The 26,429-nt window shown below is 73.3% G+C and carries 23 protein-coding genes and 1 pseudogene; 16 read left to right on the top strand and 8 right to left on the bottom strand.

Translation table 11 applies throughout. The features are described from left to right. Nucleotides 1–303: 303 nt before the first annotated feature. From crcB to VQ02_RS25545, 4 genes are all read left to right on the top strand, one after another. The gene (crcB, locus tag VQ02_RS25560; RefSeq protein WP_209437066.1) at nucleotides 304–717 is read left to right on the top strand and encodes a fluoride efflux transporter CrcB; all 414 of its coding nucleotides are present in this window, start codon (nucleotides 304–306) and stop codon (nucleotides 715–717) included. Between the two features lie 93 nt (nucleotides 718–810). Continuing rightward, nucleotides 811–1,122: an Rdx family protein gene (locus tag VQ02_RS25555; protein ID WP_048447056.1), complete on the top strand. Its 312-nt coding sequence runs from the start codon at nucleotides 811–813 to the stop codon at nucleotides 1,120–1,122. 60 nt (nucleotides 1,123–1,182) lie between these two features. Then, nucleotides 1,183–3,723 (top strand): sensor histidine kinase, encoded by a 2,541-nt coding sequence (locus VQ02_RS25550; protein WP_048447055.1) that lies wholly within the window; start codon nucleotides 1,183–1,185, stop codon nucleotides 3,721–3,723. Between the two features lie 107 nt (nucleotides 3,724–3,830). Then, nucleotides 3,831–5,150 (top strand): adenylate/guanylate cyclase domain-containing protein, encoded by a 1,320-nt coding sequence (locus VQ02_RS25545; protein WP_048447054.1) that lies wholly within the window; start codon nucleotides 3,831–3,833, stop codon nucleotides 5,148–5,150. 30 nt (nucleotides 5,151–5,180) lie between these two features. Here the strand turns inward: VQ02_RS25545 and VQ02_RS25540 are convergent, their stop codons facing one another. After that, nucleotides 5,181–5,414, bottom strand: a complete 234-nt coding sequence (locus tag VQ02_RS25540) for a GcrA family cell cycle regulator (RefSeq protein WP_048430796.1) — start codon at nucleotides 5,412–5,414, stop codon at nucleotides 5,181–5,183. 302 nt (nucleotides 5,415–5,716) lie between these two features. Here VQ02_RS25540 and VQ02_RS25535 point away from each other — a divergent pair, with 302 nt between their 5' ends. The 9 genes from VQ02_RS25535 to VQ02_RS25495 all read left to right on the top strand — a co-directional run bounded on the left by VQ02_RS25535 (nucleotide 5,717) and on the right by VQ02_RS25495 (nucleotide 16,843). Further along, nucleotides 5,717–7,348 carry an inorganic phosphate transporter gene (locus tag VQ02_RS25535; protein ID WP_048447053.1) on the top strand — a complete coding sequence of 544 codons (1,632 nt, stop codon included), beginning with the start codon at nucleotides 5,717–5,719 and terminating at the stop codon, nucleotides 7,346–7,348. Between the two features lie 97 nt (nucleotides 7,349–7,445). Next, the gene (locus VQ02_RS25530; RefSeq protein WP_048447052.1) at nucleotides 7,446–8,459 is read left to right on the top strand and encodes an NAD-dependent epimerase/dehydratase family protein; all 1,014 of its coding nucleotides are present in this window, start codon (nucleotides 7,446–7,448) and stop codon (nucleotides 8,457–8,459) included. Nucleotides 8,460–8,502: 43 nt separating this feature from the next. Continuing rightward, nucleotides 8,503–9,756: a TetR/AcrR family transcriptional regulator gene (locus VQ02_RS25525; RefSeq protein WP_048447051.1), complete on the top strand. Its 1,254-nt coding sequence runs from the start codon at nucleotides 8,503–8,505 to the stop codon at nucleotides 9,754–9,756. Between the two features lie 16 nt (nucleotides 9,757–9,772). Beyond that, the gene (locus VQ02_RS25520) at nucleotides 9,773–11,437 is read left to right on the top strand and encodes an ABC transporter ATP-binding protein (protein WP_053080544.1); all 1,665 of its coding nucleotides are present in this window, start codon (nucleotides 9,773–9,775) and stop codon (nucleotides 11,435–11,437) included. Nucleotides 11,438–11,541: 104 nt separating this feature from the next. Next, complete coding sequence (gene radA, locus VQ02_RS25515; RefSeq protein ID WP_048447050.1) at nucleotides 11,542–13,014, top strand: DNA repair protein RadA; 1,473 nt, start codon at nucleotides 11,542–11,544, stop codon at nucleotides 13,012–13,014. A gap of 129 nt (nucleotides 13,015–13,143) precedes the next feature. Continuing rightward, nucleotides 13,144–13,737, top strand: a complete 594-nt coding sequence (locus VQ02_RS25510) for a CvpA family protein (RefSeq protein ID WP_048447049.1) — start codon at nucleotides 13,144–13,146, stop codon at nucleotides 13,735–13,737. Nucleotides 13,738–13,988: 251 nt separating this feature from the next. Next, nucleotides 13,989–15,491 (top strand): amidophosphoribosyltransferase, encoded by a 1,503-nt coding sequence (purF, locus tag VQ02_RS25505; protein ID WP_048447058.1) that lies wholly within the window; start codon nucleotides 13,989–13,991, stop codon nucleotides 15,489–15,491. Nucleotides 15,492–15,545: 54 nt separating this feature from the next. Further along, on the top strand, nucleotides 15,546–16,289 hold the full coding sequence (locus VQ02_RS25500; RefSeq protein ID WP_167350792.1) for an SDR family NAD(P)-dependent oxidoreductase: 744 nt from the start codon (nucleotides 15,546–15,548) through the stop codon (nucleotides 16,287–16,289). 149 nt (nucleotides 16,290–16,438) lie between these two features. Further along, a complete protein-coding gene (locus tag VQ02_RS25495; protein ID WP_048447047.1) occupies nucleotides 16,439–16,843 on the top strand; it encodes a dihydrofolate reductase in 405 nt (134 codons plus the stop codon). A gap of 246 nt (nucleotides 16,844–17,089) precedes the next feature. On the opposite strand, the gene VQ02_RS25490 is transcribed toward VQ02_RS25495, so the two are convergent. Beyond that, nucleotides 17,090–17,959, bottom strand: coding sequence for an SDR family oxidoreductase (locus VQ02_RS25490; protein WP_048447046.1), 870 nt, complete (start codon nucleotides 17,957–17,959; stop codon nucleotides 17,090–17,092). 113 nt (nucleotides 17,960–18,072) lie between these two features. Between VQ02_RS25490 and VQ02_RS25485 the strand changes: the two genes are divergently transcribed. After that, on the top strand, nucleotides 18,073–18,966 hold the full coding sequence (locus VQ02_RS25485; RefSeq protein ID WP_048447045.1) for a LysR family transcriptional regulator: 894 nt from the start codon (nucleotides 18,073–18,075) through the stop codon (nucleotides 18,964–18,966). Nucleotides 18,967–18,997: 31 nt separating this feature from the next. On the opposite strand, the gene VQ02_RS25480 is transcribed toward VQ02_RS25485, so the two are convergent. Next, on the bottom strand, nucleotides 18,998–20,689 hold the full coding sequence (locus VQ02_RS25480; RefSeq protein WP_048447044.1) for a methyl-accepting chemotaxis protein: 1,692 nt from the start codon (nucleotides 20,687–20,689) through the stop codon (nucleotides 18,998–19,000). A 394-nt stretch (nucleotides 20,690–21,083) separates the two neighbouring features. On the opposite strand from VQ02_RS25480, the gene VQ02_RS38375 reads away from it, so the two are divergent. Next, nucleotides 21,084–21,254, top strand: a complete 171-nt coding sequence (locus VQ02_RS38375; RefSeq protein WP_165795868.1) for a hypothetical protein — start codon at nucleotides 21,084–21,086, stop codon at nucleotides 21,252–21,254. A 9-nt stretch (nucleotides 21,255–21,263) separates the two neighbouring features. Here VQ02_RS38375 and der read toward each other — a convergent pair whose 3' ends face one another. The 3 genes from der to VQ02_RS25465 all read right to left on the bottom strand — a co-directional run bounded on the left by der (nucleotide 21,264) and on the right by VQ02_RS25465 (nucleotide 24,327). Further along, nucleotides 21,264–22,610: a ribosome biogenesis GTPase Der gene (der, locus tag VQ02_RS25475; RefSeq protein WP_048447043.1), complete on the bottom strand. Its 1,347-nt coding sequence runs from the start codon at nucleotides 22,608–22,610 to the stop codon at nucleotides 21,264–21,266. Between the two features lie 216 nt (nucleotides 22,611–22,826). Continuing rightward, the gene (locus VQ02_RS25470) at nucleotides 22,827–23,624 is read right to left on the bottom strand and encodes a tetratricopeptide repeat protein (protein ID WP_167350791.1); all 798 of its coding nucleotides are present in this window, start codon (nucleotides 23,622–23,624) and stop codon (nucleotides 22,827–22,829) included. Between the two features lie 109 nt (nucleotides 23,625–23,733). Beyond that, complete coding sequence (locus VQ02_RS25465; protein WP_048447042.1) at nucleotides 23,734–24,327, bottom strand: NnrU family protein; 594 nt, start codon at nucleotides 24,325–24,327, stop codon at nucleotides 23,734–23,736. Between the two features lie 99 nt (nucleotides 24,328–24,426). Between VQ02_RS25465 and VQ02_RS25460 the strand changes: the two genes are divergently transcribed. Further along, the gene (locus VQ02_RS25460; protein WP_048447041.1) at nucleotides 24,427–25,599 is read left to right on the top strand and encodes a glycoside hydrolase family 183 protein; all 1,173 of its coding nucleotides are present in this window, start codon (nucleotides 24,427–24,429) and stop codon (nucleotides 25,597–25,599) included. 112 nt (nucleotides 25,600–25,711) lie between these two features. Here VQ02_RS25460 and VQ02_RS25455 read toward each other — a convergent pair whose 3' ends face one another. Both VQ02_RS25455 and VQ02_RS25450 read right to left on the bottom strand, forming a co-directional pair. Continuing rightward, nucleotides 25,712–26,140 carry an acyl-CoA thioesterase gene (locus tag VQ02_RS25455; RefSeq protein ID WP_048447040.1) on the bottom strand — a complete coding sequence of 143 codons (429 nt, stop codon included), beginning with the start codon at nucleotides 26,138–26,140 and terminating at the stop codon, nucleotides 25,712–25,714. Nucleotides 26,141–26,151: 11 nt separating this feature from the next. Beyond that, nucleotides 26,152–26,429: pseudogene (locus VQ02_RS25450) on the bottom strand (tRNA pseudouridine(55) synthase TruB); the annotation flags it as partial.

Raw genomic sequence — 26,429 nt, 5'->3', positions numbered from 1 at the left:
ATGCACGCCCAGCGCCACGGCCCGGGTGCTGCACCCGCGCCGTGGCGCTGGGCGTGCATCGGGCGACTGCCCTGCCGGTGGCGGGGGCGCAGGCAGCGTGGCGGGATCGGTTCGGAGGCTGATACCAACGGCCCAAGATGCTGACGCATCGGACCGTTGATGTGACCGGCGGCGCGAGCCCCCTCGGCGGGACCGGCGCAGCGTCTCCATCGCTGGCGCGGAGAAGACGCTGCGCCCGTGGGAGCCATCGTTGCGCCCAGAGAGACGGTCGCCCTGGCACGGCCATCCGTGGCATGAGCACCGATGGCACGGCGGGAGCCGCGCGGGCGCGGAGGCGGCGGGACGGTGAGCTACCTGGTGGTCTTTCTCGGGGCCGGCCTCGGCGGGGCCCTGCGCCACGGCGTGAATGTCTGGGCCGCGCGGGCGGGCAGCGGCTTCCCGTTCGGCACGATGCTGATCAACATCGTCGGCTCGGTGCTGATGGGCGCGCTGACCGGCTGGTTCGCCGCGCGGGGCGGGGTCCCGCAGGCCTGGCGGCTCTTCCTCACCACCGGGATCCTCGGCGGCTTCACCACCTTCTCGACCTTCTCGCTCGAGGCCTTCCTGCTCTGGGAACGCGGCGCCCACGGGGCGGCGCTCGCCTACGTGGCGGTGTCGGTGGCGGCGGGCATCGCCGGCGTCGCGACGAGCCTGACGGTGCTGCGCCAGCTCGCGTGAGCCCGGCCGGCGCGGGGGTCCTCGGGGGAACCGAGGGTTGCGCGGCCGAACACGGTTGACAAGCGGGCGGATCGGGGGCGGAGTCGGCCCGAGATGAGCGACACCGCCCCCCGTCTGGACGCCGAGGCCGAGAAACCCCGGATCGCCATCACCTATTGCACGCAGTGCAACTGGCTGCTGCGGGCCGGCTGGATGGCGCAGGAGCTGCTCTCGACCTTCCGGGACGCCCTCGGCGAGGTCGCGCTCATTCCCGGCAGCGGCGGCGCCTTCGCGATCACCTGCGGCGACGCCTTGATCTGGGAGCGCAAGCGCGACGGGGGCTTTCCCGACATCAAGACCCTCAAGCAGCGGGTGCGCGACCGGATCGAGCCCGGCCGCGATCTCGGTCATCTCGACAGGGCCTGACGCCTTGACGTCGCCGCGCCGCCCGCGCGCCGGCCCCTCGCGCGCCGCAGGAGCGGCGCGATGATCCGCCGCCGGCTCAACGCCCTGCGGCGGGACGGGCTCTCGACGCAGGTCTACCTCGTCGCCCTGGCGATCGCCCTGATCGGGCCCGGGCTCCTGTTCACCGCCGTGCTGCTCGGCCGCTACGCCGCCCTGGAGCGGACCCGCTTCGAGCAGGACGCCCGCGAGAGCGTGCGCGGCATCGCGCTCAGCATCGACCGCGACATGGCCGGGCTCGTCTCGGTGCTGCAGACCCTCGCGGCCTCGCCCCGCCTGCGCGAGGGCGGGCTCGCCAGCTTCGAGCGCGAGGCCCGGGCGGTGAGGGACACGACGGGCCTCGACCTGTCCCTGCGCCGGCCGGACGGCAGCCAGCTCCTCAACACCGCGCTGCCGCCCGGCGCGCCGCTGCCGCAGGACCCGCACCCCGAGGACCGCGAGGTGGTGGCGACGCAACGCCCGGTGATCGGCGGGGCGCGGCCGGGCCCGGCCGGCCGGCCGCCGACCTACGACGTGGCGGTGCCGGTGATGGCCGAGGGTGCGCCGGCCTACGTGCTGAGCGTCACGGTGCCGGTGGAGCGGCTGCACCAGATCCTGATCCACGACCTCGCGCCGGGCTGGACCACCGGCATCATCGACCGGGCCGGCATCCTGCTCGCCCGCTCGACGGACCACGCGAGCCTGGCGGGCCAGCCGATGCAGGCCACCCTGCGCGCGCACCCGACCGCCGCCGCCGACATCTGGGAGGGGACCGACCGGCAAAGGCGGCCGGTCCTCTACGTCGAGACCAAGGTCCGCGCCGCGGGCTGGACGGTGGGGGCGAGCATCCCGAAGCAGCGGGTGGAGGCGCCGCTGCGCCACTGGGTGGTGGCCTTCGGCGGGTTCGGGCTCCTGGCGCTGGCGATCTCGTCGGTCCTGGCCGTGCGGCTCTGGGCGCGGGTCGCCGAGCCCCTGCGCCAGCTCGCCGCCGCCGGCGGGGCGCTCGCCGCCGGCCAGCCGGTGCCCCGGGTCTCGACGCCGATCCGCGAGATCCGCCAGCTCGCCGACGTCCTCGCGGACGCCTCCGAGAGCCTGCGCCGGCGCATCGCCGAGCGCGACCAGGCGCTCGGCGAGCAGAGCCGGAGCCTCGCCGCCCTGCGGGAGAGCGAGGCGCGCTTCCGCCACATGGCCGATTCCGCCCCGGCCCTGATCTGGATGACGGACGCGGAGGGCGAGATCACCTTCGTCAACCTGCACTACGGCTACATGTTCGGCCGCTCGACCGACACCCTGACCCGGGGCCGCTGGCGCGAGATCATCCACCCGGACGACCTGGCCAGCTTCGAGGCCGCGTTCGAGGACGCCTTCGCGGAGCGCCGGCCGTTCCGGTGCGCGACGCGGGTGATCGACAAGCACGGGGCGACGCGCTGGATCCTGTGCGAGGGCGTGGCCCGCCTCGACGACCAGGGCCGCTTCCTCGGCTATACCGGCTGCAACGTCGACATCACCGAGGCCAAGGTCGCGGAGACCGCCCTGCGGGAGGGCGAGGAGCGCCTGCGGCTGGCGCTGGCCGCCGGCCGGCTCGGCACCTGGGAGATCGACCTCGCCTCCGGGCAGCACCGCCTCTCGGCCCGCTCGGCCGAGATCTTCGGCGCCGCCCCCCTCTCGCACGAGGCCTGGACCCGCACCGTGCACCCGGAGGACCGGGCGCGGATCGAGGCGGCCCTCGCCTCCCTGCTCGCGGGGGAGGCGGAGTACCGCACCGAGTTCCGGATCCGGCCCGAGGAGGCGCCCCCGCGCCGGAACGGCGCCCGCTGGGTCAGCGCCCAGGCCATCGTGCAGCGCGACGCCGGCGGCCGGGCCCGCCGGGTGATCGGCATCCACCAGGAGGTGACCGAGCGCAAGCGCGCCGAGGAGCACCTGCGCCTCCTGGTGCACGAGCTGAACCACCGGGTGAAGAACACCCTGGCCACCGTGCAGTCGATCGCGATGCAGAGCCTGCGCGGCCTCGACGGGCCGGCCGTCGACGCCGCCACGATCGACGCCGCGAAGGCGGCCTTCGAGGCCCGGCTGATCGCGCTCGCGCGCGTCCACGACGTGCTCACCCGCGAGAGCTGGGAGGGGGCGGAGCTGGCCGACGTGGTGAAGGACGCGCTCGCCCCGTTGGACGCGCCGGGCGCGCAGCCGCGCTTCGCGGTCCGCGGCCCGGCGGTGCGCCTGCCGCCGCGCATCGCCCTCTCGATCGCCATGGCGCTGCACGAACTCGCCACCAACGCGGTCAAGTACGGCGCCCTCTCGGTGCCGGCCGGGCAGGTCGCCCTGACCTGGGGCGTCGCCGAGGGGCGGCTCTCGCTGCGCTGGCAGGAGCGGGGCGGCCCGTCGGTCGTCCCCCCGACCCGCACCGGCTTCGGCTCCCGGCTGATCGAGCGCAGCCTCGCCCGCGAGCTCGACGGGACGGTGAGCCTGAGCTTCCCGCGGGAGGGCGTGATCTGCACCATCGTGGCCCCCCTCGGCGAGCCGGGCGCGGCGCGGCCGGGGGAGGAGGGCGCGCAGGCCCCGCGGCGCCGGGCGGCGGGCGGTCCGTGACGCCGGAGGACGGGAAGGCGTAGGCCGGCCGCTCGATTGCGGCGCGCGGGGGTGCCCCTATATCGCCCGGAGCCGAGGGACCGCGCCCGGCGCCGGACGACCTCGCCATGCCCCCCGATCCCGCCCAGGACTCCGCGGCCCGCGCGCGTCCGCCGCTTCTGCGGCGGCTCGGCCCCCTGCGCACCCGGCTCGGCCTGACGACTGTGGGGGCGATGCTGCTGCTCCTGGTCGGGGCCGCCAACGGGCTGCTGCTCGCCTGGCAGAGCACGGTGCAGCACCGCATCACCCACACGCTCTCCGTCGACCGCAGCCTGATGCAGGTGCTGGCGGACGTGCTGGACAGCGAGACCGGGCAGCGCGGCTACCTGCTGACCGGCGATCCGGCCTTCCTGACGCCCTACACGGCGGGACTGGCCCGGATCACCGCGGAGCTGCCGCTCCTGGAGGCGGAGCTTCGCGCCTCCCCGACCCAGGCGGCCCGGCTCGACGCCTTGAGGCCCGCCATCGCCCGCAAGTTCGCCGAGCTCGAGCAGACCCTCGCCCTCGACCGCGCCGGCGACCGCGAAGGGGCGCTGGCCCTGGTGCGGGCCGGCGGCGGCAAGGTCGAGATGGACGGGATCCGCCGGATCATCGAGTCGATGCGGATGCAGGAGGACGAGATGCTGATGGGCGACCAGCGCCACGCCCATCGGATCGAGACGCTCGTCGGCATCGGCAGCATCCTGTCCGTCGGCATCATGGCGCTGCTCGCGGTGATGACCCTGCGCGAGGCCGCGCGGCGGGCGGCCCTGTCGCGCTTCCTCCCCGCCGAGCTGGCGCCGCTCCTCGAGCGCGGCGGCGGCATCGACCGGGGCGAAGGCCTGCGGCTCGGCGAGCGGCGACACGCGGCGATCGCCTTCGTCGACATGCGCGGCTCGACCGCGATCGCCGAGCGCGCGAACCCGGAGACGGTGGCGATCCTGGTCACGGGCTTTCGCCGCTGCGTCGCGCAGGCCGCCCGGGAGACCGGCGGCGTGATCGACAAGTTCATGGGCGACGGCGCCCTGGTGGTGTTCGGCGTGCCGGAGGCGCGGGCGGACGCCGCCGCGCAGGCCCTCGCCTTCGCGGACCGGCTGGAAGCCGAGGTGGCGGCGTGGAACGCCGGCGCGGCGCAGGACCCGGTGCGGATCGGCATCGGGGTCCATTGCGGCGAGGTGTTCGTCGGCGTGGTCGGAGACGACGACCGCCTCGAGTTCACCGTGCTGGGTGACGCGGTCAACGTCGCGGCACGGCTCGAGCAGGCCACGAAGACCTTCGGGGTGACCACGCTGGTCTCGCAGGCCGCGCTGGAGGCGGCGCAGGCGTCGGGGGCGGGATGGCGCGAGGTCAGCCGCTCGGCCCTGCGGGGCCGGCAGGAGGCGTTCCCGATCTATGGGCGGGCGGCCTGAGGCGGGAGACCCCGTCCCGGCCGCGGGGCGTCAGCGCAGGCGGCCCGGACGGGTCGGCTCGAACACGATCCGGCGGTGGAAGGCGCACCAGCTCTTGCCGTCCTGCACCGGCGCACCGCAGCAGACCGCACGGTCGTTCGGCTCGCCGATGATGAACTTGCACACGAAGGCGCCCGATTGGGCGAACGGAACCCGGAGGCTCGGGGAGGGCTCCTCGACGGCGTCTGCGGTCACGATATGCGACATGCGCACGAGCTGGTTCATCGGGTACTGACTCGCTGGCCTTCCGTCACCCTCGACCAGAAGGGCACCGGGCCGGTTCGTTGCGGGCAGAGACGCCCATGAGATCCGCGGTCCCATGACCCGTGAGCACACGCGTCGCAGGGGCAGCGGTAGTCTCGTGAATTTGGGGTTGCGTCCCGCAGAACGCAAGCCCCTTAAGCATTTACACGTGGTTTTCGATGCCCCGGAGGCCCCTGCTGCGGCCCGGGCGGGATCCGGCGGCGTCATCGACTTGCCATCCACCCGCCCTATCCTTGGTGGAGCACCGCCACAGCGAGTCCGCCATGTCAGACGCCGTCCGCGCCCCAGTCCACCCCGGCGCGGCCCATGGTCACGGCCGCCCTCGCCTGGATCACGGCGTCCATCCGGCGGCGCTCGTCGCGTTCCTGGCGGTGCTGGCCGCGGGCCTCGCCTACGGGGGCTACAACCTCGTCGTCGACATGCACCAGGCCGGCCAGCCGCCGCTGGCGATCGGCGCCTTCGCGCTCCTCGGCCTCGCCCTGCTGATCGCGCTGGGCTTCGAGTTCGTGAACGGCTTCCACGACACCGCCAACGCGGTGGCCACCGTGATCTACACCCACTCCCTGCCACCGCTGGCGGCGGTGATCTGGTCGGGCGCGTTCAACTTCCTCGGCGTGATGGCCTCGACCGGGGCGGTGGCCTACAGCGTCGTGACGCTCTTGCCGGTGGAGCTGATCCTCCAGGTCGGCTCGGGGGCGGGCTACGCCATGATCTTCGCCCTTCTGCTCGCGGCGATCGTCTGGAACCTCGGCACCTGGGCGCTCGGGCTGCCGAACTCGTCCTCGCACGCCCTGATCGGCTCGGTGATCGGCGTCGGCCTCGCCAACCAGCTGATGGCCCCGGCCGACCACGCCACCTCGGGGGTGGCCTGGGGGCAGGCCGTCACCGTGCTCGAATCGCTGCTGTTCAGCCCCCTCGTCGGCTTCGTCTGCGCGGCCGGACTGCTCCTGCTGCTCAAGCGCGTGGTGCGCCGGCCCGACCTCTACCGCGCGCCGGAGGGCGAGGCGCCGCCGCCGCCCTGGATCCGCGGCCTCCTGATCCTGACCTGCACCGGCGTGTCCTTCGCGCACGGGGGCAACGACGGCCAGAAGGGCATGGGGCTGATCATGCTGATCCTGATCGGCGCCGCGCCCACCGCCTACGCCCTCAACCGCACCATGCCGGATTCGAGCACGCCGGCCTTCGTGCAGGGCTCGCAGACGGCGAGCCGGGTCTTCCGCGAGCACGCCGGGTCCGTGCCGGTGCCGGACGCCGCCGGTGCCCGGGCCCGGGTCGGCGAGGCGCTGCGCACCAAGCCGCTCGACGCGCCGGAGGTCCACGCCGCCCTGGCGAGCCTCGCGGACGACATCGCCGCCCAGGTGCAGAACTACGGCGCCATCCGGCACGTGCCGGCGGAGGCGACGCAGAACCTGCGCAACGACATGTACCTCGCGAGCGACGCGGTGCGCCTGCTCACCGGCGACAGGTCCCCGTTCGGCGAGGAGGAGAAGAAGACCCTCAAGGCCTACCAGCACACCCTCGACGACGGGACCCGCTACATCCCGACCTGGGTCAAGGTCGTGGTCGCCCTGGCGCTCGGCCTCGGCACCATGGTGGGTTGGAAGCGGATCGTCGTCACGGTCGGCGAACGCATCGGCAAGCAGCACCTCACCTACGCTCAAGGAGCCTCCGCCGAGGCGGTGGCCGCCGGCACGATCGGGCTCGCCGAGGCCTACGGCCTGCCGGTCTCGACCACCCACATCCTGTCGAGCGGCGTCGCCGGCACGATGTGGGCCAACGGCTCCGGGCTCCAGGCCGCCACGGTGCGCAACCTGGCGCTGGCCTGGATCCTGACCCTCCCGGCCGCCATCACGCTGGCGGGCGGGCTCTACTGGCTGCTGCGGCACGTGTTCTGAGGTCCGCACGGGGCTGGCGGCCCGGCGCGCGGACGTGTAACCGCCCCGGGCGGGCGCTTAAAGGCCCGCGTCAGCCCCGCGCGCCCAGGGACCCGCCATGCGCTTCCTCGTGACAGGCACGGCCGGCTTCATCGGCTTCCACCTCGCCCACCGCCTGCTCGGCGCCGGCCACGAGGTCGTGGGCGTCGACGGGCTGACCGACTACTACGACGTCGCCCTGAAGCGGGCCCGGCTGGCGCGGCTCGAGGCCCTGCCCGGCTTCTCGGCCCACGCCTTCATGCTGGAGGAGCCCGGCGCCTTCGCGGGCCTGATGGCCGAGGCGCGGCCGGACGTGGTGGTCCACCTCGCCGCCCAGGCGGGGGTGCGCTACAGCCTGGAGCACCCGGAGGCCTACGTCTCGGGCAACGTCGTCGGCACGTTCCAGGTGCTGGAGGGCTGTCGCGTGCATCCGGTGCGCCACCTCCTGTTCGCCTCGACCTCCTCGGCCTATGGCGGCAACCGGGCGGTGCCGTTCCGGGAGACCGACCGGGCGGTCTGGCCGCTCACCATCTACGCCGCCTCGAAGATCGCCGGCGAGGCGATGGCGCATTCCTACGCCCATCTCTGGAAGATCCCGACCACGGCGTTCCGGTTCTTCACCGTCTACGGGCCGTGGGGCCGGCCCGACATGGCGCTGTTCCTGTTCACCCGGAAGATCCTGGCCGGCGAGCCGATCGAGGTCTACGACCACGGCCGGGCGGTGCGGGACTTCACCTACGTCGATGACCTCGTCGAGAGCATCGTCCGGCTGGTCGACGTTCCCCCTCCCCTCCCCGGAACGGGGCCGGTCTCGGCGGCCGACACCCTGAGCCCCGTCGCGCCCTACCGGCTGGTCAATATCGGCGGCGGCCGGCCGGTGAGCGTCGGGGCGATGCTCGACGCCCTGGAGGACGCCCTCGGCCGCAAGGCGGTGCGGCACCTGCGCGACCTGCCCCCCGGCGACGTGGACCGGACCGAGGCGAGCACCGACCTCCTGCGCGACCTCGTCGGCTACGTGCCGGGAACGCCGCTCTCGGCCGGGATCCCGGCCTTCGTCGCCTGGTACCGGGAGCATTACGGCGACGGCCCGTGATCGCCGGCTTGTCAGCGGGCCTGCGACAGTGCTCAATCCTCCCATGCCCCGCAGCCTCGACACCGAGCCCGCGCCCGCTCCTGACGCGGCGCCGCGCCAGACCCGGCGCTACGCGCAGAAGCGCGACGCGATCCTCCACGCCGCCGCCGCCCTGATCAACGAGGCCGGCGTGAAGGGCACGACGCTCGCCGACGTCGCCCGCAGCGTCGGGCTGATGACCAACAGCGTGACCTACTACTACCGCCGCAAGGAGGACCTGGCGGCGGCCTGCTTCCTGCACACGATCGGGGTGCTCGACGGGCTGGTGGCCCGCGCCGAGGTCGCGGCGGACGGGCCGGCGCGGCTCGCCCGCCTCCTCGACCTCGCGGTCGCCCACCGGGCCGCGATGGCGGCGGGCGAGGAGCCGGACATCGCCGTGCTCAACGACGTGCGGGCGCTCCCCGCGCCCCAGGCCGAGAGCGTCTTCTCGGCCTACAACGCGCTCTTTCGCCGCCTGCGCGGCCTGTTCGACGACGACGGCCTCGACCGGCAGGACCGCAACGCCCGCACCCACCTGCTGCTCTCGGTGATGCACTCGACCCGGCTGTGGATCCACCGCTACGAGCCGCGGGACTACGCCCGGGCCGGCGCCCGGATGGCCGACCTCCTCACGAACGGCATGGCGGCACCGGGCTCCGGCTGGCGGCCGGAGCCGCTGCCCGAACAGGCGCCGCCGGAGGAGAGCGAGGTGTCGCCGGAGGCTTTCCTGCGCGCCGCCACGATCCTCATCAACCAGCAGGGCTATCGCGGCGCCTCGGTGGAGAAGATCTCCGGCCTCCTCAAGGTCACCAAGGGCTCGTTCTACCACCACAACGACAACAAGGACGACCTCGTCGCCAACTGCTTCGCCCGCAGCTTCGCCCAGATCCGGGCGGTGCAGGACGCGGCGGACGAGCGGGGCGGCAGCGGCTGGGACCGGATCTGCACCGCCTCGGCCACCCTGGTGCGCAACCAGCTCGGGCCCGGCGGTCCCTTGCTGCGCGTCACCGCCTTCAGCGCCCTGCCGGAAGCCCTGCGCACCGAGACGCGGCGCACCATGAACCGCCTGACCGAGCGCTTCGGCTTCTGCCTCGTCGACGGCATGGCCGACGGCTCGGTGCGCCCGCTCGACGCGAGCATCGCCGCGCAGCTCGTCTCCAGCATGGTCAACGCCGCGGCGGAGCTGCCGGCCTGGGTGCCGGGGGTGACGCCGGACACCGCGGCCGCCCTCTACGCGCGGCCGCTGTTCCTGGGGTTGTTCGCACCGGCGGCGCGGTAGGGCCGCGCGCGCCGCGATGACGCCGATCCTCCGCCTGCTCCTGCGGACGTACTGGCGCGAGGCGCGCTGGACGACCCTCCTGGTCGTGGGCGCCACCCTCGTCGGCGCTCTCGCGGCGGTCGCGGCGCCCTACCTGTTCTCCCGCGCGGTCGATGCCCTGACGGGCGGGTCGGACCGCGCCGGGGTCCTGCGCCTCCTGCTGCTCTACGCCCTGCTCTTCGGCGTCGCGACGGCGTTCGGCCAGGCCGCCCGCTTCCTGGTCTTCCTGTGCGCCGAGCGGCTGAGCTACATCGCGAACGCCGCCTTCTTCTCGCGCCTCCTGCGCAAGACCCCCGCCTTCTTCCTCGACCACAACCCGGTCGAGATCGGCAACGCCCGGCAGGCCGGCGCGCAGACCATCAACATCGTCGCGCAGCTAGCCTTCGGCGGCCTCCTGCCCGGCCTCGTCCAGATCGCGGTCGGCGCCGCCCTCGTCGGCAGCCTGCTGAGCTGGGAGACGGCCGCGATCGTGCTCGTCTACGGCGCCGTCGTGATCGGGCTCGACTACCTCCGCGTCGGGCGGGTGCGGCCCTTCCTGGACGCCGCGATGGCGCGCAGCCAGGAGAATGCGAGGCTCGTCGGCAACGCCGTCGCCCTCGTCGACACCCTACGCCAGACCCGCGGCGAGGCCTGGATCACGGGCCTCTTCGCGGCCGGCGCCGGGGAGACCTTCGCGAACTGGCGCCGCTACGCCCTGGCGAGCAGCGCCTTCTGCGGCGCGCTGGGCCTCGCCGCGACGGTGCAGCTCGCCGCGACCTTCCTGCTCCTCGTGCCGCGCCACGAGGCCGGGCTGCTCACAGTCGGGGACATCGTCCTGTTCAACACGCTGCTCCTGCAGCTCAACGAGCCGTTCCGCCTCATCGGCATGGCGATCAAGGAGACGACGGAGGCGGCGGCGCGCTTCCGGCCCCTGGCGCGGATGTGGACCGCGCCCGAGGAGGTCGCGCCGGCCGATCCCCTGGCCTACCCGGCGTCGGACGGCACGATCGCCTTCGAGGCGGTCGCATTCCGCTACCCGAACGGCCGCGGCGTTGCGGATCTCTCCTTCGTCGCCCGGCGTGGAACACCCACCTTCCTCGTCGGCGAGACCGGCTCGGGGAAGTCGACGGTCCTGAAGCTGCTCCTGAAGGGCCTGGCGCCGACCCGGGGACGCATCCTCGTCGACGGCGTCGACCTCGCCCGCGTGCCGGCCGAGGCCTGGTTCGCCCATGTCGGCGTCGTGCCGCAAGAGGTGGTGCTCCTCAACGACAGCCTTGCCGCCAACATTGTGCTGGGCCGCCCGTTCGACGCCGGGCGCCTGCGCGCCGCCGCCGAGCGGGCGTCGATCCTGGCCCGCATTGAGGCGATGGCTGAGGGCTTCGACACGGTGGTGGGCGAGCGGGGACTGAAGCTGTCCGGCGGCGAGCGGCAGCGGATCGCCATCGCCCGCGCCCTCTACGGCGAGCCGAGCATCCTGATCCTGGACGAGGCCAGCTCCGCCCTCGACGAGGACACCGAGCGGCAGGTCATGGACGGCCTGCGCCGCCTCGCCGACCGGCTGACCATCGTGGCGGCAACGCACCGGACCACGTCCATCCGCGCGGGCGATCAGGTCGTCGGCTTGGCCCCGGCCGAGGCGCGAACGGAGGCGGCGGTGCCGTGACCGACTAAGCGCGCCGCCCCGTTGCAACCGGGGTCTCCCCGGGACATATCAGGAACGCACGAGGGCTGCCGGAGCGCGGCCTTACCTTCGGAGATCCGCCGCCGATGGCGAAGAACCACCAGACCTTCGCCTGCCAGTCCTGCGGCGCGGTCTACAACCGCTGGCGCGGGCGCTGCGAGGCCTGCAACGGCTGGAACACGATCGTAGAGGAGACCGGCGCCGCGAGCCCGGTCGCCGGCCCGGTCGCGACCCGGCCGAGCCGGGCGCGCGGCCGGATCTTCCCGCTCGAAGGCCTCACCGGCGAGGTCAAGGAGGCGCCGCGCACGTCGTCGGGCATCGCCGAGCTGGACCGGGTGACCGGCGGCGGCTTCGTGCGCGGCTCGGTGATCCTGCTCGGGGGCGATCCCGGCATCGGCAAGTCGACGCTCCTGATGCAGGCCTCCGCGGCCCTGGCGAAGCGGGGCGAGCGCGTCGCCTACATCTCGGGCGAGGAGGCGGTGGGCCAGGTGCGCCTGCGGGCCGAGCGCCTGGGGCTGGCGAGCGCCCCCGTCGAGCTCGCCGCCGAGACCAACGTCGAGGACATCATCGCGACCCTGAGCCAGGGCCGCCCGCCGGCGCTGGCGATCATCGACTCGATCCAGACGATGTGGACCGAGACGGTGGAATCCGCCCCCGGCACGGTGACCCAGGTGCGCGGCTCGGCCCAGAGCCTGATCCGCTTCGCCAAGACGTCGGGCACCGCGGTGATCCTGGTCGGCCACGTCACCAAGGACGGGCAGATCGCCGGCCCCCGGGTGGTCGAGCACATGGTCGATGCGGTGGCCTCCTTCGAGGGCGACCAGGGCCACCATTTCCGCATCCTGCGGGCGGTGAAGAACCGTTTCGGCCCGACCGACGAGATCGGGGTGTTCGAGATGACCGACGGGGGCCTGTCCGAGGTGCCGAACCCCTCGGCGCTGTTCCTCGCCGGGCGCGACCTCGCGGCGCCGGGCACCGCCGTCTTCGCCGGCATGGAGGGCACGCGCCCGCTCCTCGTCGAGATCCAGGCCCTGGTGGCGCCCTCGGCCCTCGGCATGCCGCGCCGCGCCGTGGTCGGCTGGGACCCGAACCGCCTGTCGATGGTGCTGGCGGTGCTGGAAGCCCATGGCGGCATCCGTCTCGGCGGCCACGACGTCTACCTCAACGTGGCCGGAGGCCTGCGCATCAGCGAGCCCGCCGCCGACCTCGCGGTGGCCGCCGCCCTGGTCTCCTCGCTCTCGGGCGCGGCGCTCCCCTCGGACGCGGTTTATTTCGGCGAGGTCGGCCTGTCGGGGGCGATCCGGCCGGTCGCGCAGGGACCGGCGCGGCTGAAGGAGGCGCAGAAGCTCGGCTTCGCCAAGGCGCTGATGCCGCAAGGCCGCGAAGGAATGGGCCGCGATGGCGGCGCCGGCCGCGACGGCGCCGAGAAGGGCTTCCCGGCGGAGTCCCTGCGCCACATCGCCGACCTCGTGGCCGGGGTCGCCGCCAGCGGCAAGCCGGTCGGGGGCGGACGACGGGCGCCGCAGCGGATGCCGGCCTACGACGACGAGGACGTCTGAGCGGCATCGCCGGCACCGGTATCGCCGGCACGAGGGTGACGAAGCGCGTCCGGCAGCGTATACAACCCTCGCGGTGAAGGGCAGCCGCGACCCGAGCCAACGCTCCTAGCCCCCGAACCGTTCCTGCCGATGCCGTTCTCCGTTCTCGATCTCGTCGTCCTGGGTGTCGTCGTCATCTCCGCGCTGCTCGCGGCGGTGCGGGGCTTCACCCGCGAGGTGCTGGCGATCGTGGCCTGGGTCGCGGCGGCGGGCCTGGCCTGGTACCTGCACCCGCTGCTGCTGCCGACCGTGAAGCAGCACGTTTCCAGCGACACCGTCTCGCTCGTCGTGTCGATCGCCGCGATCTTCCTCGTCACCCTGCTGGTGGTCTCGGTGATCACCGTGAAGATCTCCGACCTGATCCTCGATTCGCGCATCGGCGCCGTCGACCGCAGCCTCGGCCTCGCCTTCGGGGCGGCCCGCGGTTTCCTGATCTGCGTCATCGGCTGGGTGTTCCTGGCCTGGCTGGTGCAGGGCAAGGTGCCGGACTGGGCCCAGCAGGCGCGCAGCCGCGAGATCCTCGAGAACAGCGGCCAGAAGCTGGTGGCGATGCTGCCGGACAACCCGGAAGGCCTGCTCAAGCAGTTCCGCAAGCCCAAGCCCGAGACCGATCCCGGCACCGACGTGCCGGCGGAGGCCGACACCCCGCCGCAGCGCCGCACCGACGCCAGCCCCCGGCGCTGAGCCGGACCGGCGAAGGGACGCCCGACCGGCGTCCTTTGCATGTGAGGTACGCCCCGCAACGCGGTCCTGGTGCCTTGGTTCCGCCGAAGGCAACGACTACATAGCCGGCGCGAGGTGAGAAATCAGGCCGCCGCGGCCCGAAACCTGCCTCGCGGGCGAATCAGGCCCGCGCGCGGACGACGAATCCGCGAGGCGCGCGGGGTCGGCGAGGCGAAGGCCGTGCGATGACCGGCCACCAGGGGCTTCTCATCATGTCAGCACGCAGCGAAACCTTCCGGGGTGCGCCCGGGGCGAGCGAGGCGTTCGGCGGCGACCTCGACCTCGACGGCGACACCCTGCGGGAAGAGTGCGGCGTCTTCGGCATCTACGGCCACCCCGACGCCGCCGCGATCGTGGCGCTCGGCCTGCACGCCCTGCAGCACCGCGGCCAGGAGGCGGCCGGCATCGTGTCGTTCGACGGCCGGGTCTTCCACTCCGAGCGCCGCATGGGCCTCGTCGGCGACTCGTTCTCGGACCTCGCCACGATCGAGCGCCTGAAGGGCCAGACCGCCATCGGCCACGTGCGCTACTCGACCACCGGCGAGACCATCCTGCGCAACGTGCAGCCGCTCTTCGCCGAGCTGGAGACCGGCGGCCTCTCGGTCGCCCATAACGGCAACCTGACCAACGGCCTGCTGCTGCGCCGCCAGCTCGTGCGCGACGGCGCGATCTGCCAGTCGACCTCCGACACCGAGGCGATCCTCCACCTCGTCGCCCGCTCGCGCCACGTGCGCATCGTCGACCGGGTGATGGACGCGCTGCGCCAGATCGAGGGCGCCTACGCCCTCGTGATGATGACGAACAAGAAGCTGATCGGTGCCCGCGACCCCCTCGGCATCCGCCCCCTGGTCCTGGGCGAGCTCGACGGCCGCTACATCCTGGCCTCCGAGACCTGCGCCCTCGACATCATCGGCGCCCGCTTCGTGCGCGACGTCGAGAACGGCGAGATGGTGGTGATCTCGGACGACGGCATCGAGTCGATCCGCTTCGCCCGGGCGCAACCCCTGCGCCCCTGCATCTTCGAGTACATCTACTTCGCCCGGCCGGATTCCATCGTGAACGGCAAGAGCGTCTACGCCGTGCGCAAGAACATCGGCGTCGAGCTCGCCAAGGAGGCGCCGGCCGACGCCGACATCATCATCCCGGTGCCGGATTCCGGCGTGCCGGCGGCACTCGGCTACGCCCAGGAGACCGGGCTCCCCTACGAGCTCGGCATCATCCGCAACCACTATGTCGGCCGAACCTTCATCCAGCCGACCCAGTCGGTGCGCGAGCTCGGCGTGCGCATGAAGCACTCGGCCAACCGCGCCGCCGTCGAGGGCAAGCGCATCGTGCTCGTCGACGACAGCCTGGTGCGCGGCACCACCTCGGTGAAGATCGTCCGGATGATGCGCGAGGCCGGCGCCCGCGAGGTGCATTTCCGCATCGCCTCGCCGCCGATCACCCATCCGGACTTCTACGGCATCGACACGCCGGAGAAGGAGAAGCTCCTCGCCGCCACCCACGACCTCGAGAGCATGCGCCAGTACATCGGCGCCGACTCCCTCGCCTTCCTGTCGATCGGCGGGCTCTACCGGGCGATGGGCGAGGAGCGCCGCGACCCGGCCTGCCCGCAATACACCGACCACTGCTTCACCGGCGACTATCCGACGCCGCTCACCGACCTCGCGGTCGCCTCGCCGCGCCGGATGGCGATCCTCGCCGAGGCCGATTGATCTCACGTGATGGCTGACACCTCTCTCCCTCCCGCGTCTCCCGCCCCCGAGCCGCTGGCTCCCAAGCCCCTCGCCGAGCGCATCGCCGTGGTCACCGGGGCCTCTCGCGGCATCGGCCGCGCGGCGGCCCTGGCGCTCGCCGAGGCCGGCGCTCACGTGATCGCGGTCGCCCGCACGCAGGGCGCGCTCGAGGAACTCGACGACGCCGTGCGGGCGGCGGGCGGCTCCGCCACCCTGGTGCCCCTCGACCTGCGCGACTACGACGCCATCGACCGCCTCGGCGGCGCCATCCACGAGCGCTGGGGCCGGCTCGACATCCTGGTCGGCAATGCGGGCGTGCTCGGCGCCCTGATGCCGCTGGGCCACATCGACCCGAAGGTCTGGGCCAGCGTGATGGACGTCAACGTCACGGCGAACTGGCGCCTGATCCGCTCCCTCGACCCGCTGCTGCGGCGCTCGGAGGCCGGCCGGGCGGTGTTCGTGACCTCCGGGGCGGCCTCGTCGTGCCGGGCCTACTGGGGGCCCTACGCGGTGTCGAAGGCCGCGCTCGAGGCCCTGGTGCGCACCTACGCGGCCGAGACCGCGACGACGCCGGTGCGCACGATGCTGCTCAACCCCGGCCCGCTGCGCACCGCGATGCGCAAGGCCGCGATGCCGGGCGAGGACCCGGAGACCCTGCGCACGCCGGAGGACCTGGCGCCCCATATCGTCCGCCTGGCGAGCCCGGACTGGACCGAGAGCGGCACGATCTTCGACTTCCCGACCGGGCGCGTGCTGACGCCGCAGAAGCCGGCCTGACGAGCGGCGGCCGGCGCGTCCGCCTGCCCCCTTCGGCCGGCTGGCCCGGGCGCACCCGGCCGGCTATCAGGCGCGGGGACGCCACGGGACCCCCGGGCGCGGAAAGCCTCTCCGCGCCCGCCAGGGTTCGGCCCCGAGGGAGCGAGCCGATGATCGACGTGCGGGCGATGTGCGCCATCGGGCAGCGGGGCCAGCTCGGCCTCAACGGGCGGCTGCCCTGGGAGGGCAACACCGATCCGCTCTACGTCGAGGACGTGACGCGTTTCTTCGCCGAGACCCAGGGCCACGTGCTGATCGCCGGGCCGAAGACGATCGAGGCGGTGCCGGACTTCGCGCACAAGGACCGCACCATCGCGGTCATCCGCTCGCACGAGGACCCGCGGGCGGTGCTGGCCCGCTACCCCGGCCGACGCATCTTCGTCGGCGGCGGGATCGCGGTCTGGAACGTCTACGCGCCGTTCATCCAGCAATGGGACATCACCCGCCTGCCCTATGACGGCGAGGCCGACCGCTGGTTCGATCCGGCTTGGCTGGTCGGCCGCGGGCGGGATTGAGCGCGCCCGGCCGGCATTCCCCGCGGGGGTGAGGGCGCTCCGTCCTCGATCACCTCGCACCGTGTGCAGAGGTTCGGCGGCAGGAGCCGGCGCGCGTCGCAGGTCTTGAGACCAGGCCGGCCCAGACCACGGTCCACGACACTCGGTAATATCCGGGCTGAACGAGCGGGACGCTTCATTGACCGGAACGCTGGCGGTCGAGAAGATCATGACCGGTCTTCTGGTCGTGGGGGGTGACGGGCGCCGTCAGGCGGAGGCCGCGACGGCGGCGGCGAAGTCGCGGTAGGAGCGCAAGGGGCGCCCGAGCAGCGCGGTCAGGCGCTCGCGGTCGCCGGCCTCCGGGACCATGCCGTCGGTGAGGAAGCGCTCGCTCATCAGGCGCATGTCGTACGCCATCCAGGGCGGCATCACGCTCCGCAGGTTGCGCTCGAACCCGGCAGCGTCGTCACCGCCGTAGGCGACCGGGCGGCCCAGGACCTCCGACCAGATGCCTGCGACGTCCGGACCGGTCAGCGTCTCGGGACCGACGAGGTTGATTCGCTCGAGGGGGAGCGGTCCGTCGGCCCGCTCGCGGCGGATCAGTTCGAGGGCCGCGATCTCGCCGATGTCGCCCGCATCGATCATCGCGAGGCCCCTGGACCCGATCGGCATCGGGTAGACGCCGTGGGTGAGCACCACGTCGGTGACCGTGCGGTCGTTGTCGATGAAGTAGGCCGGGCGCAGGATGGTGGCGGCGAACCCCATCCGCTCGATCATCCGCTCGACGCCGAACTTGCCGGCGAAGTGCGGCACGTTCACGTAGACGTCGCTGTGGATCACCGACAGATAGACCACCCGCTCGATGCCGGCCTCGCGGGCGAGGTTGAGAGCGACCAGGCTCTGCGTGAATTCGTCGGGCACCACGGCGTTGAGCAGGAACAGGGTCGACACGCCCGAGAGGGCGCCGCGCAGGGCGTCGACGTCGAGGAAGTCGCCTCGCGCGACTGCGACGCCGGCCGGGAGGTCGGCCTTCGCGGGATCGCGGACGAGGGCGCGGATGTCGGCGCCGCGCTGCGCAAGCTGCTCGACCACGCGGCGGCCGACCGTGCCGGTCGCGCCGGTAACCAGGATCGTCATGGGTTTGCTCCGGTTCGTCGTTGATGACGAGAGGAGAATGGGCGATCCATACCCGGTCCGATAGGTGCCTGATCTGGACGGACCGTCTCGCAGGTGGAACGGTTGGGGGATCCATGGACCTGCTCGCCCTCGCCGACTTCATCCTCGTCGCCCGCCACGGCGGGTTCGGGCGGGCGGCGCGCGCCACCGGGCGGCCGAAGGCGACCCTGTCGCGCCGGGTCGCGGAGCTGGAGAGCGGCCTCGACCTGCGCCTGTTCGAGCGCGGCGCCCGCGTCCTGACGCTCACCCAGGAGGGCCGGGCGCTGGCAGAGCGGGCCGGGGCCCTGCTCACCGAGCTCGACGAGACGGCAGCGGCGATCGCCGCGGGCGGAGGCCGGGCGCGGGGCCGCCTGCGGATCAGCGCGCCGCTGCTGTTCTCGCAGGTCGCCATGGGGAAGGTGGCCGCAGGCTTCGCGCTGAAATACCCGGAGGTCCGCCTCGCGGTCACGACGGAGGACCGGGCCGTCGACATGGTCGAGGAGGGCTACGACCTGGTGATCCGGGTCAACCCGGATCCGGACGAGGGCCTGGTCGGGCGGATCTTCCTGCGCGACCGGCTGGTGGTGGTGGCGTGCCCGGGCCTCGCCCGCCCCGGGGACGGCTCGGGCGTTCCGGCCGTCGTGCGCGGGGAGGACGACCGGGCGGAGGCCTGGCCGGTGACGGGACCGGCCGGCCCGTCGCGCATCGCCGTCGCGCCGGTCCTCGCCCTGTCGTCGCTCGTGATGGTCCGCGACGCGGTCCGCGCCGGCGTCGGCGCCGCGCGCCTGCCGGTGTCGCTCGTCGGCCACGACCTCGCCGCCGGCCGGCTGGTCCACTGGGGCGACGTGGACGGGTCGGACATCGCCCTGTGGGCGCTCTACCCGTCGCGGCGACTGCTCAGCGCCCGGGTCTCCGCCTTCCTGGACCACCTGAGGGAGACCTTCCCCATCGGCGCGCCCGAGGAGCTGGCGGCCTATGTCGGGGGATGAGGGCCTCCTCCCGGCGGCCCGGGAGGAAGCGTCAGGCCGCCTTCACGGCGGCCAGGAAGCCGCCCACCTCCCGGGTCAGCCCCTCGGAATGGTGCGAGAGGTTGAGGGCGGCGTCGAGGACCTGACCGGCGGCCGCGCCCGTCTCGCCGGCTTCCCGGCGCAGGTCGGCCAGGACCTCCGTGACGTGGCCGGTGCCGTGCGCCGCCTCGCCGACGCTGCGGGCGATCTCCCGCGTCGCGGCGCCCTGCTGCTCCATCACCGCCGCGACGGAGGCGGCCGCGGCCGACATCGCGCCGATCACCCGGCCGATGCGCTCGATGTCGGCGACGGCGGCCCGGGTCGCGGCCTGGATCGCCCCGACCTGCCCGGTGATCTCGTCCGTCGCCCGAGTCGTCTGGCCGGCGAGGGCCTTCACCTCCGCGGCGACGACCGAGAAGCCGCGGCCCGCAGCGCCGGCCCGGGCCGCCTCGATGGTGGCGTTGAGCGCCAGCAGGTTCGTCTGCCCGGCGATGTCGGCGATGACCGTGACCACGCGGTCGATGCGCTCGGCGGCCGTCGCGAGCTCCCGCACCGTCGCGTCGGCCTGGCGGGCATCCTCCACCGCCTGCCCGGCCATGTGAGAGGACCGGGCGACCTGCTGCACGATCTCCTGGATCGCGGCGGTCATCTGCTCGCTCGCCGCCGCGACGGTGTGGACGTGGCCCGAGGTCCGCTGCGCGACGCCGGCCGCGGCCTCCGTGCGCCCGGCCCCCTGCTCGGCCCCCGCCGCCATCGCCCGCGCTGCCGTCTCCATGGTGCCGGCGGCGGCGGCGAGGTCGCGGCTCAGGTCCCCGACCTTGGTCTCGAACTCCTTCGCGAGGCCGTCCACCAGGGCGGCGCGCCGGGCGGCGGCCTCGTTCCGCTCCGTCTCCCGCGAAGCCAAGCGGCGCATCTCGCCGGCAGAGTCCTTGAAGACCTGCAGCGCCCGGGCCAGGGCGCCGACCTCGTCCCGTCGCCCGGTGCCGGTCACCTCCACCGCGAGGTCGCCCGCCGCGAGGTCGTTCATCGCCCGCGCCATCCGGGTGAGCGGCCGGGCGATGCCCAGGATCGCGATGGCGGCGAGCACCGAGAAGGCGAGGACGAGGCCGAGGCCGGCGAGCAGGGTCAGGCGCCCCGAGGTCGCGGCGGCGGCGGCCTCGGCGGCGTCCCGGGCCGCGGCCAGCTCGGCGAGGGTGCGCTGCACCCGCTCGTTGACGCCGGCGGTCACCTGCGCCCGGCGGCCGGCATCCTGCTCGGTGGAGAGTGCGAAGGCGACGTCGGTCATGCCCTGCTGCGCATTCGCCACGACCTTGGCCGAGAAGGCGAGGTAGTCGGCGACGCCGGCGCGGACCGCCTCGTCCTGCGCCCGCGCCTCGTCGGTTCCGGCCAGGGCGACGAGCCGCTCCGCCTCGGCCCCGGCGAGCTCCTCCGCTGCGCGGTGCTGCCGGGCCAGGGCTTGGCGCACCTCGTCGTTGCCCTCGATGACCACGCTCTTCTGGGCGATGGCCGCCTCGGCCACCGCATTCGCGACCCGCAGGGCCGCCACCGCCCGGTTCGTCCTCACGTCGACGATCTCGCCCATCGTCCGGCCCATGCTGTCGAGGCCGGCCCGGGCGAGCCCGACCAGGCCGAGCGCGACCAGGAGGACGAGTCCCGCCGGCAGGGCCAGCTTGGCGATGAGCTTGAGGTCGTTGAAGGCGCGCATCACGGGGGCTCCGGCGCGCGGCGGCCCAGCCATCCGGCCGTGCCGTCCCGCGATCGATCGATGTGCTCAGAATGATCCTCGCCCGATTAAAGGATCATTGCTTTACTCACATCGATCCGATGCACAATTCGACGCCATCTGTCGGCGCCCTTGCACGCACTATCAGTTCGACATGGAAAGAACCGGAATTTTTTTACATTACCCGACCTGACGCAGCACCATTCTGCATAGTCGATGCGCAACCTGGACGCTCACCGCGGGCGCCCGCTCGCCGGCCGTGCGCGACCGCCCGGCCGTGACGGCGGTCACGCCTGCCGCGCCGTCATTGGCTGTCGCCAAGGCGGGACGAGTGCGGTAAATCCGTCGGCAATCCGTCAGAACAGGGGTCGAGGCGATGGGCGAATCCACCGACCGGTTCAAGCGCGCTCCGAAGCGCAAGACTGCGCAGGCGCGCACCCTCACGGTGTCGGCAGAGGCCAAGGCGGCCTACGAGAAGCTCATCCGGGAGAAGGAGGAGCGGGAGGCCTATGCCCGCAACCTCCCGGCCGACCAGAAGCCGCGCTGAAAGCTGCTCCTACTCGCCCTTGTCGAACGGGTTCTTCGAGGTCCGGAGCGACAGGCGGATCGGCACGCCCGGCAGGTCGAAGGCCTCGCGCAGGCTGTTGACAAGGTAGCGGGTGTAGGATTTCGGCAGCGCGTCGAGCTGGTTGCCGAACAGGGCGAAGTGCGGCGGCCGCGCCTTGACCTGAGTTGCGTAGCGGATCTTGATCCGCCGGCCGGACACCGCCGGGGGCGGGTTGGCCTGCGTCGCCTCGCTGAGCCACTGGTTGATCCGCGCGGTCGAGACGCGGCGGTTCCAGACCTCGGCGGTCGAGACCACCGCCTGCATCAGCCGGTCGACGCCCTCGCCGGCAAGGCCGGAGAGCGGCACCACCGCGGCGCCCCGCACCTGCGGCAGCAGGCGGGTCGCCTTCTCCTTCAATTCCTTGAGGAGCCCCGGCTGGTCGGCGACGAGGTCCCACTTGTTGAGGCCGATGACGAGGGCCCGGCCCTCCGACTCGACCAGGTCGACGATGGTCAGGTCCTGCTTCTCGAACGGGATCGTGGCGTCGAGGAGCACCACCACCACCTCGGCGAAGCGCACCGCCCGCAGGCCGTCCGAGACCGCGAGCTTTTCCAGCTTGTCGTCGACCCGGGCGCGGCGGCGCATCCCGGCAGTGTCGTGCAGCTTGATCCGGCGGCCGCGCCACTCCCAGTCGAGGGAGATCGAGTCGCGGGTGATGCCGGCCTCGGGACCGACGAGGAGCCGTTCCTCGCCGAGCATCCGGTTGATCAGGGTCGACTTGCCGGCGTTCGGCCGGCCGACGATGGCGACCTTGAGGGGCTTGCCCTCCGCCCCCTCCTCGTCGTCCTCGTCGTCGGGCTCCGGCAGCACCTCCTCGAGTGCGTCGAGGAGATCCCCCAAGCCCTCGCCGTGCTCGGCCGAGAGCGGCACCGGATCGCCGAGGCCCAGCGCGAAGGCCTCGTAGGCCCCCGCCATGCCGGCCCCGCCCTCGGCCTTGTTGGCGAGCAGGATCACCGGCTTGTTGGCCCGGCGGACCAGCTCGGCGAAGGGCTGGTCGGCCGGCAGCAGGCCGGCACGGGCGTCGATCACGAACAGGACCGCGTCGGCCTCGGCGATCGCGGCCTCGGTCTGGGCCCGCATCCGGCCGGCCAGCGAATCGGCCTCCGCCTCCTCCAGGCCGGCGGTGTCGAGGATCCGGAAGCGCAGGTGGCCGAGGCGCACCTCGCCCTCGCGCCGGTCGCGGGTCACGCCGGGCCGGTCGTCCACCAGGGCGAGCTTCTTGCCGACGAGGCGGTTGAACAGCGTCGACTTGCCGACGTTGGGACGCCCGACGATCGCGACGATGGGCATCGACATGGAGGTCTTCCTGAAAATAGCAGCGGGCGGGCACGCCGCGAGGCGCGCCGCCCTGATGTGTGAAGATGGTGCGGGGCGAGCCCCGCGCTATGGCCGACCCGGAGAGTTCTAAGCATCATTCGCCGGAGGGGTCACCGGTTCGGCGGCGAAAATGATGCGGCAACGCAAGTCTGCGCGGACTTGAGCCTGCGCGGACTTGCGCCCCCGGGATTCGCTTCAGCGCGTCGCCTCGGGGGCGGGGGTCTCCGGAGCGGGCGTTTCGGGCGCGGCCGGTTCCGGTGCGGTCGTCTCGGGCGCGGTCGTCCCGAGGACGGGCGGCGGGGGCGCGGCCGGCGCCGGCGGCGTCGCCTCGCTCACCTGCACCGGGCCGCCGGCCACCAGGGCGACGTAGATCTCGAGCCGCTGGCGCAGGCCGGCGGGCGTCTCGCGGTCGGCGGCGATCTGGTCGAACCAGCGGCCGGCGCCCTCGTAATCGCCCTTCTTCAGGGCGACGAGGCCGAGGGTCTCGCGGGCGGTGTGCCGGAAGGCGCTCGACGGGGCGGCGAGGCTCTGGAGCGCGTTGAGCGCGCCTGGATCGTCCTTGTCGACGAGGAGCAGCGCCCCGCGCAGGCGGGCGAGGTCGCGCAGGGACTGGCCGATGGACGAGTCGTCGGCGATCGCCGCGTAGGCCTTGGCGCCGGCCGCCGGATCGGCCTTGCCGGCTTCCGCCGCGGCGCGCAGGCGCGCCAGCAGGCGGTAGCCGAACGGCGCGTCGGCCGCGACGCCCGCGAACGCCTTCTCGGCATCCTCCGGCGTGCCCTCCTTGGCCCGGCGCAGGGCCTCCTCGAAGCGCAGGCTCGCCGCCTCGGATTGCTGGGCCTGCGCGTGCTCCCAGTACCGCCAGCCGCCGACGCCCAGCACGACCAGCACCGCGAGACCGATGAGCACGCCGCTGTAGCGCGACCAGATCTGCGCCATGCGGTCGCGCCGGTACTCCTCGTTGACCTCGCGGATGAACTCGTTCTCGCTCATGATATCCGGACTCGCCGCATGCCTCGCCGCCTGGGCCATTCGCCGCGACCGCGCGACAGGGCCGGTCGCGTAGCACAGTCCTGGCGAGAAGTCAGGCTTGCCCGGCGAGAAGTCAGGCTTGGCCTGGCCAGACCGCGACGCCGATCAGCCAGGGGTGCAGCACGCGCGCGAAGACGAACCAGGCCGCGACGCCGATCACCACCGCGAGCGCGTCGTTGCGCCAGCCGGCCGGGGCGGCGACCGGGCCGGCATGCGGCTTCACCTCGTCCCGACGCTTGGCGCTGATGCGCGCCATGACGGCCCAGGCCAGGATCGCCCCGAACAGGATGATCGAGCCGAGATCGCCGTTCGCCAGCAGGTGGGCGGTGGCCCAGATCTTCACCCCGAGCAGCATCGGGTGCTTCAGCCGCGCCTTGATCCGCCCTGGCAGGTAGGCGGCGACGAAGCAGATGAAGGCGAGGAGCACCAGCAGCAGGGCGAGGTGCCGGGTCCAGACCGGCGGCGACCAGACCTCGATGGTGCCGCTCGCCCGGTACTGGCCGTAGCCGATCGACAGGACGACGAGGCCGAGGAGGGAGGCCAGGGAGTAGCCGATCTTGTAGGGCCCCTCCCCCACCCGCTCGATCAGGGCGGCACGGGGGCCGCGCAGCATGGTGAAGGCGTGGGTGCCGAGGAAGAGCACGAGGCCGGCGATCAGGAGCAGCATCGGGAGGAACCTTCCGGAATGGGGCCGGTCTCGCGGCGGGCCGAAAGCAAGCCTCAAGCAATCTGGGGCAGGCTCGGACCCCGAGTCCAGGTACGCCGCATGCTCCAACGCCTCCTCATCGCGTGTCTCTGCGTCGCGGCCGTGACGGTCTCCCCGGCCGCCGCCGAGCCGCCGCTCTCGGCCCTGACCCTGGTCGGCCCGGCCCAGACGGTGTTCAAGGCCGGGCGCGACGCCTGCGACGGCCACGACGTGCCGGACGCCCCGGCCCGCGCCCTGCGGGAGGCCGACGGCGGCATCGTCCTGTTCGGGATGCACTACCGCAACCGGGCCTTTCGCGGCCGGGACTTCGACAGCCTGAAGCTCGATTGCCGGATCGTGCTCGATTCCGCCTTCAGGCCCGAGCCGGAGGCCTTCGACGACCGCACCTGGATCACCGCGACCTGGACCGAGGACGGCCGGCGGGTCGAGGCGCTGCTGCACGCGGAGTACCACGCCGACACCTACAACCGCTGCCGCACCACAGGGGCGCTCGCCTGCTGGTACAACGCCATCCTGGCCGCCCGCTCCCAGGATGGCGGGCGCAGCTTCACCCGGACGACGCCCCCGACGGTGGTCGCGGCGCCGCCCTTCCGCCAGGAGGTCGAGCAGGGCCGCCACCGCGGCTTCTTCAATCCCTCGAACATCGTGTCCGACGGGCGCTACCGCTACTTCTACGCCTCGACCACCGGCTGGGCCGGCCAGCCCTTCGGCGTCTGCCTCTTTCGCAGCGACGACGTGACCGATCCCGCCCGCTGGCAGGCCTACGACGGCAAGGGCTACTCCGCCCGGTTCCCCAACCCCTACCTGCCCAACCCCTCCCTGAAGGGCGCGAAGGCCACCGGCACCTGCGCCCCGGTCGCGCCGTTCCCGGCCCCGGTCGGCTCGGTGAGCCGCCACCGCGGCACCGGCGCCTGGATCGCGGTGTTCCAGGCCGCCGCCGGCGGGGTCTTCCCGCGCTCCGGCATCTACTGGAGCACGTCGCGCGACCTCCTGGCCTGGGACGCGCCGCGCCTGCTGATCGCCGGGCCGACGCTCTACGACGACCCCTGCACGGCCGGCGGCGAACTCGTCAGCTACCCCTCCCTCATCGACCCCGACGCCCCGGGCCGCAACTTCGACACCGTCGGCGACAAGGCGACGCTCTACTACGCGACGCTCAAGACCAAGGGCTGCGAGGTGACCTCGGAGCGCGACCTCGTGCGGCGAGCGGTGGCGATCAAGGTGTGGCCGTGACGGCGTGGCCGACGTCGAGGCACGTCGAGGGGGCGCTCACGTCGATACCCCGGCTCTCCCCGTCCATCCGGGAGAGGAAGACCGTCTCCGGCTGACGATGCCGGCGCGGATCCTACGCGCCCTCGCCGACCACCAGCCGCGCTGCCGCCTCGCCGGCCGCCCCGAGCGGGACCGGCCGCCGCGTGTCCTTGGCCAGCAGAACGCAGACCGACTCGGCCTCGCCGGCCACCACGTCCCCGGTGAGGATGCGGTGGCGAAAGCCCAGCGAGGTGCGCCCCGCCCGGGCGAGCCAGGTCGCGGTGCGGACCCGGCCCGGGTAGTGCAGCTCCGCCCGGTAGTCGATGACGAAGCGGGCGATGACGAAGAAGGTGTCGCGGGTCAGGAGCGGCGTCAGGTGGGTGGCGAAGAACTGCACCCGGCCGCTCTCGCAGAAGGCCGCGAAGACCGCGTTGTTGACGTGGCCGTTAGCGTCCGTGTCGCGATAGCGCAGCACGTCCTCGCTCCACAGCACCCGCGGATCGCTCTCGAGCCCGTCCGTCATCGCCGTCAGCCTCAACCGTTGCGCGGGGCGGTGCCGCCGAGGTGGAAGACCCGGTGCGGCACCAGCTCGCCGCGTTCGACGTCGCCCACCGCCACCAGCACGCCGCCGCAGGTCGCGTAGGCCTTGCCCTCGGTGGGGGCGTCGCGCCCGCGCAGGATCACCGGCTGGCCGCGCATCAGGCGCATCGCCATGTCGCGGGAGACCGGCACGTGGGGCACCGCGTCGAGCGCCGTCTCGACCGGGCGCAGGACCGCCGCGTTGGCCTCGGCCTCGGCCGCCTCGAGCGCCC

It is taken from the genome of Methylobacterium variabile, from assembly GCF_001043975.1.
GTDB lineage: Bacteria > Pseudomonadota > Alphaproteobacteria > Rhizobiales > Beijerinckiaceae > Methylobacterium > Methylobacterium variabile.
This window is presented reverse-complemented; position numbering and strand designations above follow the sequence as displayed.